The organism is Paenimyroides aestuarii, assembly GCF_024628805.1.
Taxonomy (GTDB): Bacteria; Bacteroidota; Bacteroidia; order Flavobacteriales; family Flavobacteriaceae; genus Flavobacterium; species Flavobacterium aestuarii_A.
Genome location: NZ_CP102382.1, coordinates 2,566,521 through 2,586,850 on the forward strand (window position 1 = coordinate 2,566,521; position 20,330 = coordinate 2,586,850).

The window sequence follows — 20,330 nt, forward strand, 5'->3', positions numbered from 1 at the left end:
ATTTTAGCATTTATGAGAGAAATTGCTTTTATAAAACAAAATAAAGAAAAATGGTTAAATATTGAGCAACAATTAACCATAAAAAATAAAATTTCTGCTGATAATTGGTCTAATATGTATGTGCAACTGAGCAATGATTTGGCTTTTGCCCAAACTTATTTTCCAAAAAGCGATTTAACGGTCTATTTGAATAACCTTGCAAGCACTGTGCATCAAAAGGTTTATACCAATTACCGATACGAAAAAGGTGTTTTAAATGCGTTTTTTTTCTACGATGTACCATTAATCGCTTATAAATACAGAAAAGTAATGTATTTTGCATTGATTCTTTTTTTGGTTTTTGTAACCATCGGAGCGGTTTCAGCAGCAGTTGATGAGCGATATGTTCGCTTAATTTTGGGTGATGCTTATGTGAACCAAACTTTAGAAAACATTTCTAAAGGCGATGCAATGGCTGTTTATAAAAGTTCTAGCAATTGGGGAAGTGCTTTTGGTATTACTATTAACAATTTGTATGTGGGTGTGCGCTGTTATATTTACGGTATTTTTCTTGGGTTAGGTACATTTTATATCATGGTTCAAAATGCCGTTATGCTAGGCAGCTTCCAATACTTTTTTTATGAAAAAGGAGTGTTTAGCGAAAGTATTCGTGGCATTTGGCTTCATGGTTCCATGGAAATCATGGCTATTGTTATTGAAGTTGCTGCGGGTTTCATGTTGGGTGCCAGTTTGCTTTTTCCCGGAACTTATACGCGTATGCAATCACTAAAAATTGGGTTTAAAAACAGCTTTAAATTGTTTATAAGTACCATGCCTTTTACTATTTTTGCAGGATTAATAGAAGGTTACATCACCCGATACGCCAAAGAAATGCCCAATGTTTTAAACTATTTAATCATTGGTAGCACGTTGGCTTTAATTACTTTTTATTATTTTATTTATCCGGTTTTAATTCACAAAAAAACACTTAAAAACCTATAATTTTATGTTTCAATTATTTAAAATACGTGATTTTGGATCGTATATTTCAGATAGCTTTACGTTCTTAAAAGTGCAAGGAAAAAATTATTTTAAAAACTATTTAAAATTTGCCTTTCTTCCGCTGGTATTATTAATGGCTTCCATGTCGCTGATTGGTACGTTTTATTACCGATTAATTGCCACGTCGTTGGGCGATACAAGCGGTGAAACACTCAACAACAGTTTTGTAAACAACAATGCGGTGTTGTTGGTGTTGGGGCTTATTGCTTTAGTGGTTGTTGGTTTGTATTTGGCACTTGTAAACTATTCCTACCCAGTTTATTATATGCAGATTTTATCCAAAAACAGCGAGCAGAAACCCGAACTGCGCTCTATTCGCGCCTTATTTAAAGCAGATTTTAGCCGGTTATTACTTTTTGGTTTTCTAAGTTTAATCGTTTTTTCGCTTATTGGAATCATTGCCTTAATAATAGCAGGGATTTTAATGTTTGTAATCATCGGATTTTTTCTTTTCTTACTAATAATTCCGTTTTTTATAACTTGGTATTCGCTTACTTTGTATTTTTATATCGATAAAAAACAACCCTTTTTTGAGGCTTTTAAACACGGTTTTTATACCATCACCAACAATTTTTGGAACATAGTAGGTGCCAGTTTGTGCATGTTGATTATTGTACAAGTTTTAGGAACTATTGTCACCATGATTCCTTATTTTATAACTGTTTTCGGAGTTATATTTGGTATGCAAACTGAAGGACCTGAAAATTTCGATCCATCAAACGTATCTATTATTGGAATTGTAGTAATCATTATCTATTGCTTTTCGATATTGGTAAGCACCATTTTAAATCATTTATTATTGATACAAAACGGATTAGTATATTATTCGGAACGAGAAAAATTAGAGTACAACACCATGCACCAATCTATTGATGATATTGGAAAATATGAATAAATTCGTAGTTTTTTGTTTGATTTTTTTCAGCTTTTCTGGTTTTTCACAAACTGGAACAGCAGTCGATACAATGGATTATCAAGAAGTGATCGAAGAAACATATTCCGATGAATACGAAATAAATTTAGCAATCGATACCTTAAAAAATGCTTTAATACCGCTGAATAACGAAACGGTTACCGCAAAAAAATTACCCGAAAATTTCAAAGAAAACTATTCCAGTTCTGAATTCAATTACGACATTAACAAAGAAAACGGGTTTTTGGCTCGTTTGCGCGAAATGTGGCGTAATTTTTTAGATTGGTTTTCAACCGATAGCGGTGGTTCGTCCATCGTTGTGGATGAAATTATAAATATTGTTTTATTTATTGGTATCACAATAGGGCTTGGTTTTTTAATTTATTATCTCAACCAAAAAGGATTTATCCGTCTATTTGCGAAAAAAGAAACCCAAATTATAAACGAAAAATTTATAGAAGAAAATATTGAACAAATCAATTTTGATGCCTTGACCTCCAAAGCAAAAGCCGAAAACAACCTTCGGAAAGCAGTTCGATATTATTATTTATGGATGTTAAAAAATTGGTCGCAAAACGGCTTTATTGAATACGAACCCAATAAAACCACTAAGCAATATCTCAACGAAATTCAGAATCCTACCAACAAGGCTGCTTTTCAGTATGTGTCGTATATTTATGACAATATTTGGTATGGTTATCATGAAATTCAATCCAATGATTTTCAAAAAATCGAAGAACAATTTGTACAATTAATAAATAAACAATCATGAAAAGCGAATACATTAAATATGTGATGTACTTTTTATTGGCTGTGTTGCTTGTAATATTTGTACAAATGTATTTTCCAAACCCTATCAATTGGAACCGAAATTTTAATACGAATAGCAAAGATCCTTATGGTTTGTATGTTTTTAATGAGGAATTGCCACAGTTGCTTCCCAATCAAAATCTTACAAAAACCGCATTAACACCTTATGAATTTTTGTTGGAAAGTGAACAAATCTCTGCTGCCCAAACTACTTTTTTAATGGTTGAAGGCAATCAGTTTATTGACCATTCATCGGTTGAAAAACTGCTAGAACAGGTAAAAAATGGTGCCGATTTAATAATTGCTGCCGAAAGTTTTTATCAAGGAAGAAAGGCATTTTTAGACACTTTAAACATTCATTCACACGAAATTAAAACCAACAATCTGCATTTTGTTTCCTCACAAACACCAAACAAAGATACATTGGTTTTAAAAGATACATACAGCACCATTTTTACAGTAATAGATGCAGAAAAACATCAAGTTATTGCAAAAATGAACAACAATCCCGTGTTTTTGTCTTCAAAATTTGGAAAAGGAACGATTTATATCTGCTCCACTCCTATTTTGCTCACCAATTATTATTTGTTGAACGAAGATGAAAATACTGCAAGCTTTGCCGAAAATTTCACCTCTTTTTTGAAGAAGAAAAATGTAATTTGGTTCGATCAAAATCATCAATCAAATGAACTGGCAAACAATGAATCTATTTTTAAAGTTATCTTAAAAAATAAAAGTTGGCGTTTTGGATGGTACACGCTTGTGTGTGGGTTGATTTTGTTCTTAATCTTCTACGGAAAGCGTAAACAACGCATTGTGCCAATCATTGAACCCGTGAAAAACACTACCGTTGAATATATTGAAACCGTGGGGAATTTATATTTCCAAGAAAACGACCACACCCAATTGTTACAAAAGAAAATTCAGCATGCTTTGTATTTTATAAGAACAGAATGGAACATTTCAACCCAAACTATCAATCAAGAATTCAAAGAAAAATTAAAGCAAAAATCAATGGCTGCAGACAGCGATATTAATCAGTTTGTAACTTTTATACAACAATTTAATTTAAGCTATAAATACACTCAAAACCATTTAATTCAGTTTACAAAACTATTAGAAAAACTAAATATTCATTATGGAAAATCAAGAAATGAACCCAAGTAACGAAACCAACGAAATACAATTCAACAGCCGTATTCCTTTAAACGATTTAAAAGAACAAATAAACGCAATAAAAACCGAGCTGCATAAGGTGATTGTGGGCCAGCATGAGTTAATTGATTTACTTTTAGTGGCACTTATTTCAAACGGACATGTGCTCATTGAAGGTGTTCCCGGCTTGGCAAAAACCTTAACAGCCAAATTGCTTGCCAAAACCGTACAAACCAATTTTTCGCGCATACAATTTACGCCCGATTTAATGCCTTCGGATATTTTAGGAACATCGGTTTTTAACAATCAAACCAATCATTTTGAATTTAAAAAAGGACCTGTTTTTTCAAACTTTATTTTGATTGATGAGATAAATCGTTCGCCTGCCAAAACGCAAGCTGCTTTGTTTGAAGTGATGGAAGAACGTCAAATTACCATTGATGGATCTACCTATCAAATGCAAGAACCTTTTTTGGTGTTGGCTACTCAAAACCCCATTGAGCAAGAAGGAACGTATGCCCTACCGGAAGCACAATTGGATCGTTTTTTAATGAAAATCACAATAGATTACCCTACCTTGGAACAAGAAATTGAACTATTGCAATTGGAACAAACCAACGAAAAAGTTGATAAAACAAGCTTGTTAAAACCTGTGGTGAACGCCCAACAATTGATCGATTTTCAAAAATTGGCTCAAAAAGTAATGATTGAACCTCATTTGATTCAGTTTATTGCTCAAATTGTAAACAACACCCGCAGCCACAGCTTTTTGTATTTAGGCGCTTCGCCAAGGGCTTCTATTGCAATTTTAAACGCCAGTAAATCGTTTGCTTTGATAAACGGTCGCGATTTTGTAACGCCAGACGATATTAAATATGTAGCTTATTACGTGTTGAATCACCGTTTAATTTTAGCTCCAGAACGCGAAATGGAAGGAATTACGATTAAAGATGTGGTGAAACAAATTGTTGACACGGTTGAAATTCCCCGATAATTAAATGAAATCTATATTTCTAAATACACGTTTTTATTTGGTATTACTTGCAGTAATTACCGCTTTTTCCGTGGGATACTTTCTGCCCTTTTTCTTCTATTTTGCCTTTGTTTTATTAGTTGTTTTAACAATCACTTTAGCCATAGAATTGTTTTTATTGTTTCATATAAAAAACGGAATCACAGCAGAACGGATAGTTACCGAGCGATTGTCTAATGGCGATACCAATGATATTCAATTGCAGGTTAAAAACAAGTATCCCTTTGCTGTTTCTCTGCAAATTATAGACGAAGTGCCGTTTCAGTTTCAAAATAGAGATTTTCTTATAACTACAAAGATTTCCAAACATTCCTCCAAACAATTAAACTATCAATTAGTTCCGAAAGAACGCGGTTTATATGAGTTTGGAGCTATTAATGTTTTTGCATCTTACGGAACTAAACTGCTAAGTAAACGCTTTAAAGAAGCTGTAAATCAAAACATTGCGGTTTATCCTAGTTTTTTAAATCTTAGAAAATATGAGCTGTTGGCATCAAAAACAGCTTTGTTGCCCAACGGTATCAAACGCACCCGAAAAATAGGTCAATCGTCTGAATTTGAACAGATAAAAGACTATGTTATGGGCGATGACTTGCGGCATATTAATTGGAAAGCTTCAGCAAAAAAACAACATTTAATGGTGAATCATTATCAAGAAGAAAAAGCACAAAATGTGTATCTTTTGATTGATAAAGGCAGAACCATGAAAATGCCTTTCGATGGCATGTCGCTGTTAGATTATTCCATAAATGCCGCTTTAATGCTAGCAAATATCTCTGTGAAACGACAAGACAAAGCAGGTTTATGGACTTTTGAAAAGAAAACCGATGTGTTTTTGAAAGCCGACAATAAAATGTTACAAGTGCGTAAAATTGTTGATGCATTGTATCATATTTCCACCGATTTTAAAGAGTCGAACTATCAATATGTGTTAACAGATAGTTTAAAGAAAATTCAAAAACGCAGTTTGCTGATTCTTTTCACCAACTTTGAAACCTTAGACGCTGTAAAAAGACAATTGCCCTATTTACGTGCCTTGGCAAAGAAACACGTGTTGCTAACCATTATTTTTGAAAATACCTTGTTGCACTCAGTAAGCGCTAAAAAAGCACACACCACGAAAGATATTTACATACAAACCATTGCCTCAAAGTTTGTGCACGAAAAGCAACTCATTATTCAAGAATTACAAATGCACGGCATAAAAACCATTTACACCAAACCAAAGGATTTGTCGGTAAACTTGTTAAACAAATATCTAGAAATTAAACAGCAAGAAATTATTTAAATGAAACAAATTACCAGCATACACAATCAATTGGTGAAAGACATTTTGCAGCTGCAAGAAAAAAGTAAAGCCCGCAAAAAAACACAACTTTTTGTGATTGAAGGCAAGCGCGAAATCGAAATTGCCCTAAAAAATGCTTATAAAATAGATCAGTTGCTTATTTGCTTTGATTTGTTTAACGAAACACAATTTCTCGATTTCAAGAAAATGTTTACCAATGAAACACAATTTATTGAACTATCGAAAGAAGTATATCAAAAAATAGCATATAGAGAAAGCACAGAAGGTGTAATTGCCATTGCGCAAGCAAAAACGCACACATTGCAAGATTTACAATTGCCTAAAAATCCGTTGATTGTGGTTTTAGAATCATTAGAAAAACCCGGAAACTTAGGCGCTGTTCTTCGCACAGCAGATGCCGCAAAAATAGATGCCGTGCTGATTGCCGACCCAAAAACCGATGTGTACAACCCAAATATAGTGCGTTCTAGTGTGGGTGCTTTGTTTAGCAATCAAATCGCAGTGGGTACATCAACCCAGATTATTAGTTATTTGAAAGATAAAAACATTGCCCTTTTTAGTGCTATTTTGCAGGAAGCAGTGCCTTATTACAGTGTTGATTTTTGCCAGCCTTCAGCCATCGTAATGGGAACCGAAGCTACAGGTTTATCGCAAGAATGGCGCAAACAAGCAACAGCAAATATCATTATTCCCATGCAAGGACAAATTGATTCTATGAACGTTTCTGTGGCTGCTGCTGTATTAATTTTCGAAGCAAAAAGACAAAGAAATCAATAAAAGCTACAAATATTTAAAATTTTAGTTATATTTATAAAAAATTTTAGACTTTATGAAAAAAACGATCTTAAAAGCATTTTTTGCATTAAGCTGCATAGGTTTTTCAGCACAAGCACAGGTAATACATAAAAACGAACGCTATGTAAAAAGCTACAATTGGAAAGTTGGAGCAAGTTACAATATGATGGATTTTAACTTTAATCACACCGATTTACCAGAGGGTGCCAGTATGATTTCAGGGGGTATTCCTGCCAAAGTAATGATTGGCTACGAATTTGCACCAAATTTTTCCGTTGAAGCAGATTTTTCAATGAACGAAATGGAGAAAGACAATGTTATGAACGGTATGGTTGTAAACGAAAACATCTCTATTGTATCGTTTAACGGTTCATTAGCATATAGTTTAGGTGGTTTATTCAATATTCCAATTGCCGACCCTTATATTAAAGCAGGTGTTGGTCATTTGCGTTTAAACGAAACCGATTTAACAATGGCTAGCGCCGGTGGTGGTATTAATTTCTGGATTGCCGATATTCCCGCTACAAAAAGTTCCCGTTATCACCACGATAAATTTTATCGAAGATTAGGTATTAATGTAGAAGCAATGGGTAGAAGCAATATTTCAACCAAAGGTCAAGGCTCACACGCACAATATTCAGCAGGCGTTTTCTATGTATTTTAGTAGGTCATTCTCGTAAAAATATAAGAAAGGAGCATTTTGCTCCTTTTTTTGTTTAAAATAGTATAGCAATAACAGATTTTTTATATATTTAGTGAAGAAAATGGGCATTTTATGACACAAGAAGAAATTGAAAAAGAGAACAAAGAAATCGCACGCGAGTACAAAGAACTTTTAAGCATTAGTTATCAAACACTTAACGATGAAGACAAAAAGCTTATTCGCAAAGCATTTGATGTTGCTGTTGAAGCGCACAAAGACCAAAGAAGAAAATCGGGCGAAGCATACATCTTCCACCCTATTGCTGTTGCAAAAATTGTAGCATCAGAAATTGGTTTGGGTCCCACTTCTATCGCTGCTGCATTAATGCATGATGTGGTTGAAGATACCGATATAACGGTAGAAGATATAGAGCGCATGTTCAATCCTAAAATCGCTAAGATTGTGGAAGGATTAACCAAGATTTCACGCATGGAACCCGATCCCGACATTTCGCTTCAAGCAGAAAACTACCGCAAAATGTTGCTCACGCTTAACGATGACGTGCGGGTAATTCTTATTAAAGTAGCCGATCGTTTGCACAATATGCAAACCATGGAATCGATGGCGCCCTACAAACAAGCTAAAATTGCTTCGGAGACCTTGTATATCTATGCACCGCTTGCACACCGTTTGGGATTGTTCAATATAAAATCGAAATTAGAAGATTTGGGTTTAAAATATACCGAACCCGATGTGTATGACGATATTTTAAGCAAAACCAAAGAAAGCAGTGAAGAACAAGCTGCTTATATTAAAAGCATTACATCGGTATTGAACGAGGCATTAGAAAAAGAAGATATTTCGTTTACAATGAAAGGTCGTCCCAAATCGATTTATTCCATCCGAAGAAAAATGAAAGCGCAAGGAGTAACTTTTGATCAGGTATATGACAAGTTTGCCATTCGCATCATTTATAAATCAGCTCCAGCAGATGAAAAGTTTATTGCGTGGAAAATTTATTCTATTGTAACCGATCATTACAGACCATCACCCAGCAGATTGCGCGATTGGATTTCTTCGCCCAAATCAACCGGCTATGAAGCACTCCACATCACTGTGATGGGCCCAAAAGGACGTTGGGTGGAAGTACAAATCCGCAGCGAGCGTATGGATGAAATTGCCGAAAAAGGATATGCCGCACATTATAAATACAAACAAGGTGTTACCGAAGAAAACAGTTTAGATAAATGGTTGAATTTATTAAAAGAAGCTTTAGAAAACTCTGAAGCAAACGCTGTAGACTTCGTAGAAGATTTTAAACTGAATTTATACGCCAAAGAAATTTATATTTTCACCCCAAAAGGGGAAATAAAATCATTGCCAAAAGGAGCTACTGCCTTGGATTTTGCCTTTAGCATCCACACCGATATTGGCATTAAAACACGCGGAACAAAAGTAAATGGAAAATTAGTACCTTTAAACTACGAATTAAATTCGGGCGATCAGGTAGAAATCATTACATCGGCGAACCAAAAACCAAGTGTGCATTGGTTAGAATTTGTTACCACAGCACGCGCCAAAAACAAAATCAAAAATGCATTAAACGAAGATGTTAAACATGTTGCCGAAGAAGGAAGAGAAATTTTAGCACGCAAATTAAAACATCTAAAAATAAATCTCGACGAAAAAGTGGTTAATGAACTGGTAAACTTTTTTAAACTTAAAACCAGTCAGGATCTTTTCTATAAAGTAGGAACAGGAAAAATAGAAAACCCGCATTTAAAAGAGTTTGCTAGCCACAAAAACAGTAATGCTTTCTTAAACTTCTTTAAAAAATCGATACGAAAAGAAGTAAACGAGGTGAAACCCGAAGCTAAACTCGATTTAATTGTTTTTGGTAAAGACGATGAAAAACTTGATTATAAATTAGCAAGCTGTTGCAACCCCATTCCGGGCGATCAAGTTTTTGGATTTGTAACCATCAACGAAGGCATCAAAGTACATAAAATAGATTGCCCGAATGCATTAAGCATGCGCTCTAATTATGCGTATAGAATTCTTCCTGCCAAATGGATTGATTCTTCTGCACAAGAGTTCAATGCATCTTTAATGATAAAAGGTATTGATGGATTAGGATTAACCAATGAATTAACACGCGTTATATCCAACCAAATGAACGTTAACATACAAAGTATTTCGCTAAGTTCAAACGCTGGAATTTTCACAGGACAAATCACGGTAATCGTACCAAACAAAAGCGTTCTTAACAAATTGATAGACAACATTCAGAACATAGACGGCGTTGAAAAAATCACGAGAATCATAGGAAGTGCTTAATTTTAAATATTTATTTTTAGTATCGGCAATAAACAATTATATTTGTGCTGTTAAAGACAACCATGGAAGAAAATAAAAATCAAGACATTGTTAAAAGCGTTTTTACTAAGTATTTAGAAGAAAAAGGGCACCGAAAAACCCCTGAACGCTATGCTATTCTTCAGGAAATTTATGAAAGCGAAGAACATTTCGATATTGAATCGCTTTACATTAAAATGAAAAACAAAAATTATCGTGTAAGCAGAGCCACACTCTACAACACGATTGAATTGTTATTGGAATGCGGTTTGGTGCGCCGCCATCAATTTGGGCAAAACCAGTCGCATTACGAAAAATCGTATTTTGATAAACAACACGACCACATTATCCTAACCGATACTGGGGAAGTTATTGAATTTTGCGATCCACGTATCCAAAGCATTAAACAAACGATTGAAGAAATTTTTAACATTCAAATTCAAAATCATTCTTTATACTTCTACGGAACCAAAAAAGAAAATAACAGCACAACAAATAATTAAAAACAGACTAACATACCAAACATCATGACAGTAGATTTGTTACTTGGCCTTCAATGGGGAGATGAAGGAAAAGGAAAAATTGTAGACGTTCTTACTTCAAAATACGATATCATTGCTCGTTTTCAAGGAGGTCCAAACGCAGGACACACTTTAGAATTCGATGGAATTAAACATGTTTTAAGAACCATTCCTTCTGGAATTTTCCATAAAAATTCAATAAATATTATCGGAAACGGCGTAGTAATGGATCCGGTTGTATTTCAAAAAGAAATCGAAGGTTTACAAAAATTTGATATTGATGTGCAATCACGCCTTTTAATTTCGCGTAAAGCCCACTTAATTCTACCAACTCATCGCTTGATCGATGCCGCTTCTGAAACAGCAAAAGGCAAAGCAAAAATTGGTTCTACCTTAAAAGGAATCGGACCAACTTATATGGATAAAACCGGAAGAAATGGCTTGCGAATTGGCGATATTGAATTGGCAGATTTTAAAGAACGATACAATGCATTGGCTGAAAAACACATTGAAATGATAAAATTCTACAATGTTGATTTACAGTACAATTTAGCAGAAATGGAAGAAGAGTTTTTCACAGCTATTGAAGAATTGAAAAAACTTACTTTTATCGATTCTGAGTTTTATCTAAACAACGCTTTAAAAGAAGGAAAATCTATTTTAGCCGAAGGTGCACAAGGATCTTTACTAGACATTGATTTTGGTACTTATCCATTTGTAACTTCTTCAACCACAACTGCTGCTGGCGCTTGTACTGGTTTAGGAATTGCACCTAACAAGGTTAAAGATGTATTTGGTATTTTTAAAGCATATACCACTCGCGTTGGTTCAGGGCCATTCCCTACCGAATTGTTTGATACAATTGGAGAAACAATGGCAAAAGTGGGCAATGAATTTGGATCAGTAACCGGACGTGCACGTCGCTGTGGTTGGTTAGATTTAGTTGCTTTAAAATATGCAGTTGAAGTGAACGGTGTTACCGCATTATATATGATGAAAGGCGATGTTTTATCTGGTTTCGATACATTGAAAATCTGCACAGCATATACTTATAAAGGTAAAGAAATTGATCATTTGCCCTATAATATCGAAGCAGAAAATGTGCAACCTGTATATGTAGAGAAAAAAGGTTGGAAACAAGATTTAACCGGCTTAACAAACTATACCGATTTGCCTGAAGAATTAAAAGAATACATCACATTTATTGAAGAATATGTAGGTGTGCCGATAAAAGTTGTTTCGGTTGGTCCTGACCGCAAGCAAACAATAATGAAATAATTTTCAACCAAAAAACAAAAGTCCTGCAAACGAAAGAATGCAGGATTTTTTTTTAAAGATAAAAATTTATCCTACTTTTACTGCGAAACATATTAAAAATACTATGAATAGTTTTACTGCCGATGTTTTTCAGGCATTTCAAAACAAATTAAAAGTGGGTAACCGCCGTGGTGTGCACCTGAATGCCATTCCCGGAAACTCTAGATATAAATTCGATTTGGCGCGATTGGCTGAAATATACCCAAGCTTGCCCGAACGCTTTATTTTAGATTTGTTGACCTTGAAAAATATGAATTTTTCTTTTTCAATTCATGACAAAGCAACTAGCGATCAAAATGTGGAACTTGTTGAATTGGAAGAAGAAGTCATTGCACAAGAAGAAGATCCAACAGATGCGGCAGCAGAACGCGAAAAAAACTTACTAAAAATTGCCAATAGTTTTGAAAATTTAATTTTTCAAAGCGAAGCAATTGAGTCTGAAAAAGGAATCAACACCTTTGGTTTCGGCTTCCCTATTTTAATTCGCAAAGATCAAAACGATGGGCAAATCACGGCAGCTCCGCTATTTATTTGGTCGGTAAGAGCTAAGCAATCATCGGAAATGAACACTTGGAAAATAAGTCGTACCGAAGAAGACCCGATTTATTTAAACGAAGTGCTTATCAACCATTTGCAGAATGATTCCGGCATTAGCCTAAACCCTATTCCGCCTGAAATGCTCGAAGATGGAAAGTTAGACAAACCCGAAATTTTTGCTATTTGTACCGAAATTCTTCAAAAACTTAAAATGGATCAAAACATTGATTTTTTGTTGAATAACTATGAGCGCATTCCTTTGCTAAAAACCAAAGCTGCATACGACAAAAAGTTAGAAAAACGCGGCGATGCGGTAATCGAAAAATGTGGTATTTTTTCACTTTTTGAAGTGCAAAAGCAAAATATTATTAACGATTATGAAAGCTTAATCACCGATTTTAAACCCCAAGAAGGAACGAATGAAAATAAAACTTTTCAATCAATTACTTCCATAGAAACCGATCCATCCCAACAACAAATTTTAGAATCGCTAAAAAAGCAATCCAAAATTGTAATCCAAGGACCACCGGGAACAGGAAAAAGCCAAACTTTAACTGCAGTGCTGATCAATGCCCTTGAAAACAAACATCGCACGATGGTGGTATGTGAAAAACAAACTGCTCTAGAAGTTTTGTATAATGCGTTGCAAGAAAAGGGCTTGGGGAAATACTGCATCATGATTAAAGACAGTCTTTCGGACCGCCGATTGGTGGTCGATGCGGTGCGCAACACTATTGATCAACCCGATTTTAAAAAAGCAAGTGAATTGCATTGGCAAGAATTTTTGAATAGAGAGGTGGAAGCAATTGACAAACTCAAGGAAAAACTGAACACTATTCATCATACACTGAACGTGCAATTGATTGACAACAGAAATTGGACCGAAATTATTGGAACCATTTTATCGTTAAAATCGATACAAGAACCAGTAGATTTAAACCTGATTTCGTGCAATTTTACCACCGATGAATTTCAGCAGTTGCTTTATCTATTTTCAAACGGGCAACCCCTTTATGAAAAATTTAAACCGTTTAGCGCTTCGTTTTTTTATAACGACCAAATGCTTTTAACCGATCATTTTTTCGCTATTCAAAATAAAATAAACGAAGCATTTGCGCACTATAAAAAACAATTTGCTGCAATTGAACAGCAAGCGACTGCATTTGAACATTTTTATTATGGCAAACGAAAAACCGATTTCACCAAAAACAGTGAGCAATTAACCAATTATATCAATGAAACCGAATTGCTCACAAGTACTTTTGCCGATACAGCAGATATTTATGACCCTGAGAAAACCAATGGCTTTTTCTATAAATTGCTTGCGATTGTATCTTCTAAAAAGAAAAAAGCAATAAAAGCCCAAAAACGACTAATTGAACTCGGGCATTTAATTAAAACCATTACCCAACACGACGATTTTGATGCTATTGAGATTTCTGCCGATTTATTGAAAAACAAACAAGAGATTCTTGCTTATAAAGATAAATTAGCCACATTAAAAACACATTTTTCAGAAAAGATAACCACAGATTTTGCTGCAATTGATGTTTTAAATTACTACGACAGCAATTTCACCACCGATGTGTTTAATGAATTGGTAAACAATATTTTGCAGCTGAAAAAGCAAATCATTAATGATACGTGGTTGGCTAATACCGATTTTGGAACGACCTATTTTTCCTTCAAAGAAAAAATTACAGCAAGTTTTGAAACCTTTGACAATTACAGCTCCAATATTGAAAATCCTTTGTTGGCAGGGCATGAATGGTTTCATTTTTACAGCACTCTCTCGCCTTTTCAGCAGCAATGTGTGGCAGTGCTTTATGAAATTTCTAATTGGGAACAGTCTTTTTTATATGCTTATTTCGATAAATTATTAAAAGAAAAATCGAAAAGTATTTTGCAAGTTAGCGAGAAAAACTACCAAGATCTTTCAAAGAAAATTGAAAATTTTTCATCGATACAAAAAAATTTCATTCATAATTTCTGGAGCGATGCACAAAAAAATGCCGTGAAAGAGTTTGAACTAAAAAACAAAGATTTAACCGTAGCGAATTTATACAACAAACGTAAAAGCACCAATCACAACCGCTTGTCATTAAGGCAAATTACGTTTAAAGACACCGATTTGTTCACCGCTTTTTTCCCTATAATTTTAACAACGCCCGATGTGTGCTGTAACTTGTTTCAAGGTAAAAATTTTTATTTTGACAATGTGGTTTTTGATGAAGCATCGCAGTTAAAATTAGAAGACAACCTACCGGCGTTGCTCAAAGGAAAAAACATCATTGTGGCGGGTGACGAGCACCAAATGCCTCCTTCAAATTATTTTAGTAAAGTTTTTGACGGAAGTGTGGAAGACGAAGATGATGTGGAAGACGAAGAAGTGCTCACATTTAAAAATGCACTTTTAAACATTGAATCGCTATTAGATTTTGCTTTAGAAAACAATTTTCAAAAAAATCATTTAGATTTTCATTATCGATCCAAACATCCGCATTTAATTGATTTTTCAAATCATGCGTTTTACAATTCACGCTTGCGACCACTTCCGGCTTCAAAAAATGAAAAACCCATTGAATTTTATGAAGTGGGTGGCACATTTCACGAGCATATCAATGAAGAAGAAGCAGAAAAAGTACTGGAAATTTTAGAGGAAATTCAACCCAAAGCAAACGGTTTGTATCCATCGGTTGGAATTGCAACGTTTAATATTACTCAGCGAAATTTCATCCGCAGAAAAATCTTGCAAAAAATGAATGCACCAGAAAACAGCGCTTTTGCAGACAAAATAAATGCATTAGAAAAAGCGGGTTTCTTTATAAAAAATTTAGAAAATATTCAAGGAGATGAACGCGATGTAATCATTATATCAACCACTTACGGCAAGAAAAAAGACGGTAGATTTGTGCAAAGTTTTGGTCCTGTAAATCACACCAAAGGATACAAATTGCTCAATGTGATTGTGACCCGAGCAAAGGAAAAAATCTACATTTGTAATTCTATTCCTTCCGAATTTTACAGCAATTACAAAGATTTTTTAGCACAAGAAGGCGCCAATAACCGCCGCGCTGTTTTTTACACCTATTTAGCTTATTGCAAAGCTGTTAGCGAGGAAAACGAAACAGCCAGAAAAGATATTTTGGCTGAATTAGAAAAATACGGCAACAAACATTCTGAAATTCACCAAAAACCAGAAAACGAATTTAAAAAGCAAATTTTTCAATTGATTACGGAAAATTATCCAACTGTAAAAGCAACTTTAAATTATGATTTTGGCGGCTATGCAATTGATATCCTTTTACAGCCCGAAAACAAACCAGCAGTTGCAATTGAATGTATGAGCAAAGAAATTTATATGGAAAACTTGGCTTATTTGGAAGATATACACAAAGAGAAAATCCTTAAAAAATCAGGTTATGAATACATTCGTATTTGGAGTCACAATTGCTGGCAAAACTTGGATGCCGAATTTAAAAAGATCGCTCGTTTTTTATAAAATCCATTAACAAAAGTTTAGTGAAGATATCGCTTAAAATGCGTAATTTTGAAAAAAATAATCTCAATTGAAAAACGTTTTTTTAAACCTGCTTTTTATTTTGGTTTGCAGTCTGTCATTGCATGCACAAACAACCGAAACAAGTGGTAAAATTATACGACTTTTGGCAGCCGATTTTACCGATGTGAACGAATATGAAGTTCCCGGTGCCAAAATTCTTACAGGTAATGTTCAAATGCAGCACGACAGTATGTATATTTACTGCAATAAAGCCTATTTTTTTGAAAAAGAAAATTATGCAAAACTGTTTGGAAATGTACGAATTGTTCAAGACGACACTCTGCAATTGAACAGCAAATATGCCGAATATAATGGCATGCAAAAAATTGCGTATGCTTCGGGAAATGTGGTAATGACTTCCCCCGATTCGTCTTTAAAATCAGAAAAAGTATATTATGACCGAAACACGGGAATTGCCTATTACAACGACCACGCAACCATTACCAACAAACAAAATACCTTAAAATCGAAAACCGGAAAATACTACACGCGGGAATTAAAATATGAGTTTAGAACGCAAGTGGTGATTACCAATCCTGAAAATGTGGTGAAATCGAACCATTTAGACTATTACGAAGATTCGGGTCATGCCTATTTGTTTGGTCCTTCCACGATTGATAATAAAGGAAATCATATCTACACCGAAAATGGTTTTTACGACACCCGATTAAACGAAGGAAAAATGATTGAAAAATCGTTTATTCTTTATGACAACAAGCGTATTGAAGCTGATGAAATGTTTTATGATGAAAAACGTTCGTATGCCAAAGGAATCAATAATGTAAAAGTTACCGATACTATTAACAACACTGTTGCAACAAGCCATTTTGCTGAAGTTTTTCGGGCAAACGATTCACTTTACATGACTAAAAAACCCCTCATAACCTATTATACGCCAAAAGATACCACCTATTTTCATGCAAAAAATTTACAAATTGTGGGACCTGATAAACAACGTGTGATAAAAGGTTATCCCAATGCACGCATGTATCGCACACCCGACATGAGCGGAAAAGCAGATTCATTGCATTACGATCAAAAAATTGGACTTTTGCAATTAATTCGAAAACCTGTTTTATTCAATGGTGAAAGTCAGTTAACCGGCGATGTGATTCATTTGATAAACAATGTGCAAACCGAAAAATTAGATTCCTTAAAAGTATTAAACAATGCCTTTGTGATTCAGAAAGATACCTTAGGATCAGGCTATAACCAGGCCAAAGGAATTAATATGTATGGAAAATTTATCGATGATAAAATTCGGCAGATTGATTTGGTTCAAAATGCAGAAATGATTTATTATGTATATGATGAGCAAGTTTTGAAAGGAATTGATAAAGGCATTTGTAGCAAAATTGTTTTAGAATTAGAAGAAAACAAAATCACAACTGCCACCCGAATGATTAATCCGGAAGGAACCACTTACCCACCCGAGCAATTTCCAGAGAATGCTCGAAAATTAGCAGGTTTTAATTGGCGGGGCGATGAACGAATGTACAGCGTAGATGCACTCTTTAGCGAGGAAGAATTGAAGCACGACGATAAAGCCGAGCAAGAAATTAAACAGAACGAAAAAATAAGCGAAAAACCTATGGAAATTCAAGAAAAAACCTTGAATTTTAAGCGAAAAGCAAAAGCACCAAATGTGATTAAAAACCGAAAGGAATAAATGAAGCAAGATTTTTTTAAGTACCAAGCACAAACTACTGAGCATCCGCTAGCACTAGAAATTAGCAGTGCCAAAGGCAGTTACATTTATACCACCGATGGCAAAAAGCATTTAGATTTTGTTGCCGGTGTATCGGCTTGCACCTTAGGACATCAGCATCCGCGTGTGGTTCAAGCAATAAAAAACCAAGTAGATCACTATTTACATGTGATGGTTTATGGCGAATATATTCAAAAACCTGCAGTTGATTTTTGCAAACTGTTAGCAGCACAGCTTCCCGCATCGCTCAACAAAACCTATTTGGTCAATTCAGGAACCGAAGCTATTGAAGGCGCGTTAAAATTGGCAAAACGTGCCACCGGCAGAACACAGATTATATCGTGCAACAATGCCTATCACGGCAATACACAAGGTGCGATGAGTATCTTGGGCAACGAAGAACGCAAAAGAGCTTTCCGCCCGCTGCTGCCCCATGTAGATTTCATCACCTTTAATAACGAAGCCGATTTAAAACAAATCACCAACCAAACGGCTGCAGTGGTTTTAGAAACCATTCAAGGAAGCGCCGGATTCATCACTCCAGAAAATGATTATTTAGCAAAGGTGCGAAAACGCTGTGACGAAACCGGAACTTTACTAATTTTAGACGAAATTCAACCGGGATTTGGTAGAACAGGCAAACTGTTTGGTTTTCAAAACTATAACATCATACCCGACATTGTAGTTATGGGCAAAGGAATGGGCGGCGGCATGCCCGTGGGTGCATTCACAGCCAATGAAAAACTTATGGATTTATTGGCGAGCGATCCTAAATGTGGGCATATTACCACTTTTGGCGGACACCCTGTCATTGCGGCAGCCTGCTTGGCAACGCTGCAAGAGTTGCTTGAAACCGATTTAATGGCCCAAACTTTAGTGAAAGAACAATTGTTCCGAAGCTTATTAAAACACCCACTAATCACCGAAATTCACGGAAAAGGATTAATGTTGGCACCCATGACACCCTCTGAAGAAATCACCAATCGCGTAATTTTAAAATGCAAAGACAAAGGTTTGGTATTATTTTGGTTGATGTTTGAAGGAAAAGCCATCCGCATCACACCACCGTTAACCATTTCTGAAGAAGAAATTAAAGAAGGTTGTGCGTTGCTATTGGATGCGTTAAACGAAGTTCAAGCCGAACTTTGTTAATTAAAATGTTAATAATATAGTTTTTAAAAGCAAAAAAAATGCATAAAATGAACTATATTTAATAAAAAGAAAGGTCGATTATGTTTACAAACGACGAAGAAGATTTTTTTAGAATGTCTATTTCAAAATTCGAGAATATGCTTAAAACAAATAAAGTTTGTTTTTTCGATTCAGAAGAATTTGAAAACATTATACTGCACTATTTAGATTCAGGGAAAGTAAACCTTTCTAAAAAGGCACTAAAGCTGGGTTTGGAGCAGCATCCCAACTCTATCGGACTGAAATTGGTTCAGGTAGAGCTTTTGGTTTTTGAAGATAAATTAGACAAAGCCGAAAAACTGCTTAACGAGATACAAGCTATTGATCCTCGAAATGATGAAGTGTATATTCAACGAGCAACCATTTTTTCAAAACAAGGTAGCCATCAAAAGGCCATTGAATGTTTAAACATTGCTTTGCAATATACAGATGATTTTGCCGATGTGTATTCGCTTTTGGGAATGGAATATTTATATATCGATGAAATTGTACAAGCAAAAGACGCATTTATAAAATGCTTGGAACACGATGTGGAAGACCAAACAGCGCTTTATAATGTGGTGTATTGTTACGATTTTTTAGACAACAACAAAGAAGCCATTGAGTTCTTAGAAGAATTCATAGACCACAGCCCTTATTCAGAAGTTGCTTGGCATCAATTAGGTCGCCAATTTTATATCACAAAAGATTATCGAAAAGCCATTGAAGCTTTTGATTTTGCTTGTATTATCGATGAAAAATTTACAGGCGCTTATATTGAAAAAGGTAAAGCATACGAAAAATTGAAAATGTATCAACAAGCAATTAACTGCTACAAAGATGTATTGCAAATTGAAGATCCATCATCGTATGTATATCGCAGAATTGGCGCTTGTTATGAACATCTAAAGAATTTAGATAAAGCATTAAAATATTATTTGAAATCGGTACACGAAGATCCTTTAATGGATAAATCGTGGATTGCTATTGCAGATTTATATCTGAAAAAAAACGATTTTAAAAAAGCCTTACAATTTGTAAATAAAGCATTGGGAATCGATGAGCACAATTATTTGTATTGGCGCCGATTTGCAATCATTAATAAAGATTTATTGTTTTTGGAAGAAGCCGAATTGGGTTTTAGAAAAGCAATTGAACACGGCGATGCTTTTTTAGACACGTGGCTTTTTTGGAGCGATACCTTGCGATTGCTAGAAAACAATAACGATTCTATACAGAAATTACTAAAGGCTCGCGATATTTTTAATGACGAATACGAGATTGAATACCGTTTGGTGGGTTTATATATGTTGACCGATCAAACCGAAAAAGCACTATATCATTTAACAAATGCCCTGGCATTAAATTATAAAAACCGAACATTGTTACAAGATCTTTTTCCAACGGTTTGGGAAAATGAGCAGGTGCAAAATTACATACAGAATTTTAATCAAGAATAGT

15 protein-coding genes are annotated in these 20,330 nt (G+C 34.8%); all 15 read left to right on the plus strand.

Translation table 11 applies throughout. The features are described from left to right. Positions 1-12 precede the first annotated feature (12 nt). The gene (locus NPX36_RS12430; RefSeq protein ID WP_257500751.1) at positions 13-981 is read left to right on the plus strand and encodes a stage II sporulation protein M; all 969 of its coding nucleotides are present in this window, start codon (positions 13-15) and stop codon (positions 979-981) included. Between the two features lie 4 nt (positions 982-985). Beyond that, positions 986-1,936: a hypothetical protein gene (locus tag NPX36_RS12435; protein WP_257499041.1), complete on the plus strand. Its 951-nt coding sequence runs from the start codon at positions 986-988 to the stop codon at positions 1,934-1,936. After that, on the plus strand, positions 1,929-2,726 hold the full coding sequence (locus NPX36_RS12440) for a hypothetical protein (protein WP_257499042.1): 798 nt from the start codon (positions 1,929-1,931) through the stop codon (positions 2,724-2,726). Before NPX36_RS12435 ends, NPX36_RS12440 begins: the two co-directional genes overlap by 8 nt. Beyond that, a complete protein-coding gene (locus tag NPX36_RS12445; protein ID WP_257499043.1) occupies positions 2,723-3,931 on the plus strand; it encodes a DUF4350 domain-containing protein in 1,209 nt (402 codons plus the stop codon). Before NPX36_RS12440 ends, NPX36_RS12445 begins: the two co-directional genes overlap by 4 nt. Then, on the plus strand, positions 3,903-4,913 hold the full coding sequence (locus tag NPX36_RS12450; RefSeq protein WP_257499044.1) for an AAA family ATPase: 1,011 nt from the start codon (positions 3,903-3,905) through the stop codon (positions 4,911-4,913). The genes NPX36_RS12445 and NPX36_RS12450 overlap by 29 nt, the downstream gene beginning before the upstream one ends. Before the next feature lie 4 nt (positions 4,914-4,917). Next, complete coding sequence (locus NPX36_RS12455) at positions 4,918-6,240, plus strand: DUF58 domain-containing protein (RefSeq protein WP_257499045.1); 1,323 nt, start codon at positions 4,918-4,920, stop codon at positions 6,238-6,240. Continuing rightward, the gene (locus NPX36_RS12460) at positions 6,241-7,038 is read left to right on the plus strand and encodes a TrmH family RNA methyltransferase (protein ID WP_257499046.1); all 798 of its coding nucleotides are present in this window, start codon (positions 6,241-6,243) and stop codon (positions 7,036-7,038) included. It abuts the gene before it with no gap. A 52-nt stretch (positions 7,039-7,090) separates the two neighbouring features. Beyond that, positions 7,091-7,720, plus strand: coding sequence for a porin family protein (locus tag NPX36_RS12465; protein ID WP_257499047.1), 630 nt, complete (start codon positions 7,091-7,093; stop codon positions 7,718-7,720). Between the two features lie 111 nt (positions 7,721-7,831). Continuing rightward, a complete protein-coding gene (locus NPX36_RS12470) occupies positions 7,832-10,036 on the plus strand; it encodes a RelA/SpoT family protein (RefSeq protein WP_257499048.1) in 2,205 nt (734 codons plus the stop codon). A gap of 62 nt (positions 10,037-10,098) precedes the next feature. After that, positions 10,099-10,557, plus strand: coding sequence for a Fur family transcriptional regulator (locus NPX36_RS12475; RefSeq protein WP_257499049.1), 459 nt, complete (start codon positions 10,099-10,101; stop codon positions 10,555-10,557). Between the two features lie 24 nt (positions 10,558-10,581). Then, positions 10,582-11,853 carry an adenylosuccinate synthase gene (locus NPX36_RS12480; RefSeq protein ID WP_257499050.1) on the plus strand — a complete coding sequence of 424 codons (1,272 nt, stop codon included), beginning with the start codon at positions 10,582-10,584 and terminating at the stop codon, positions 11,851-11,853. A gap of 103 nt (positions 11,854-11,956) precedes the next feature. Then, on the plus strand, positions 11,957-15,931 hold the full coding sequence (locus tag NPX36_RS12485) for an AAA domain-containing protein (RefSeq protein ID WP_257499051.1): 3,975 nt from the start codon (positions 11,957-11,959) through the stop codon (positions 15,929-15,931). A gap of 67 nt (positions 15,932-15,998) precedes the next feature. After that, positions 15,999-17,660, plus strand: coding sequence for an OstA-like protein (locus NPX36_RS12490; RefSeq protein WP_257499052.1), 1,662 nt, complete (start codon positions 15,999-16,001; stop codon positions 17,658-17,660). Further along, a complete protein-coding gene (locus NPX36_RS12495) occupies positions 17,661-18,851 on the plus strand; it encodes an aspartate aminotransferase family protein (RefSeq protein WP_257499053.1) in 1,191 nt (396 codons plus the stop codon). It begins immediately after the preceding gene. 80 nt (positions 18,852-18,931) lie between these two features. After that, positions 18,932-20,329 (plus strand): tetratricopeptide repeat protein, encoded by a 1,398-nt coding sequence (locus NPX36_RS12500; protein ID WP_257499054.1) that lies wholly within the window; start codon positions 18,932-18,934, stop codon positions 20,327-20,329. Position 20,330: the final 1 nt, after the last annotated feature.

Coding starts and splice junctions, on each gene's coding strand:
- NPX36_RS12430 (WP_257500751.1), top strand. CDS start 13: ATGAGAGAAATTGCTTTTATAAAACAAAATAAAGAAAAATGGTTAAAT.
- NPX36_RS12435 (WP_257499041.1), top strand. CDS start 986: ATGTTTCAATTATTTAAAATACGTGATTTTGGATCGTATATTTCAGAT.
- NPX36_RS12440 (WP_257499042.1), top strand. CDS start 1,929: ATGAATAAATTCGTAGTTTTTTGTTTGATTTTTTTCAGCTTTTCTGGT.
- NPX36_RS12445 (WP_257499043.1), top strand. CDS start 2,723: ATGAAAAGCGAATACATTAAATATGTGATGTACTTTTTATTGGCTGTG.
- NPX36_RS12450 (WP_257499044.1), top strand. CDS start 3,903: ATGGAAAATCAAGAAATGAACCCAAGTAACGAAACCAACGAAATACAA.
- NPX36_RS12455 (WP_257499045.1), top strand. CDS start 4,918: ATGAAATCTATATTTCTAAATACACGTTTTTATTTGGTATTACTTGCA.
- NPX36_RS12460 (WP_257499046.1), top strand. CDS start 6,241: ATGAAACAAATTACCAGCATACACAATCAATTGGTGAAAGACATTTTG.
- NPX36_RS12465 (WP_257499047.1), top strand. CDS start 7,091: ATGAAAAAAACGATCTTAAAAGCATTTTTTGCATTAAGCTGCATAGGT.
- NPX36_RS12470 (WP_257499048.1), top strand. CDS start 7,832: ATGACACAAGAAGAAATTGAAAAAGAGAACAAAGAAATCGCACGCGAG.
- NPX36_RS12475 (WP_257499049.1), top strand. CDS start 10,099: ATGGAAGAAAATAAAAATCAAGACATTGTTAAAAGCGTTTTTACTAAG.
- NPX36_RS12480 (WP_257499050.1), top strand. CDS start 10,582: ATGACAGTAGATTTGTTACTTGGCCTTCAATGGGGAGATGAAGGAAAA.
- NPX36_RS12485 (WP_257499051.1), top strand. CDS start 11,957: ATGAATAGTTTTACTGCCGATGTTTTTCAGGCATTTCAAAACAAATTA.
- NPX36_RS12495 (WP_257499053.1), top strand. CDS start 17,661: ATGAAGCAAGATTTTTTTAAGTACCAAGCACAAACTACTGAGCATCCG.
- NPX36_RS12500 (WP_257499054.1), top strand. CDS start 18,932: ATGTTTACAAACGACGAAGAAGATTTTTTTAGAATGTCTATTTCAAAA.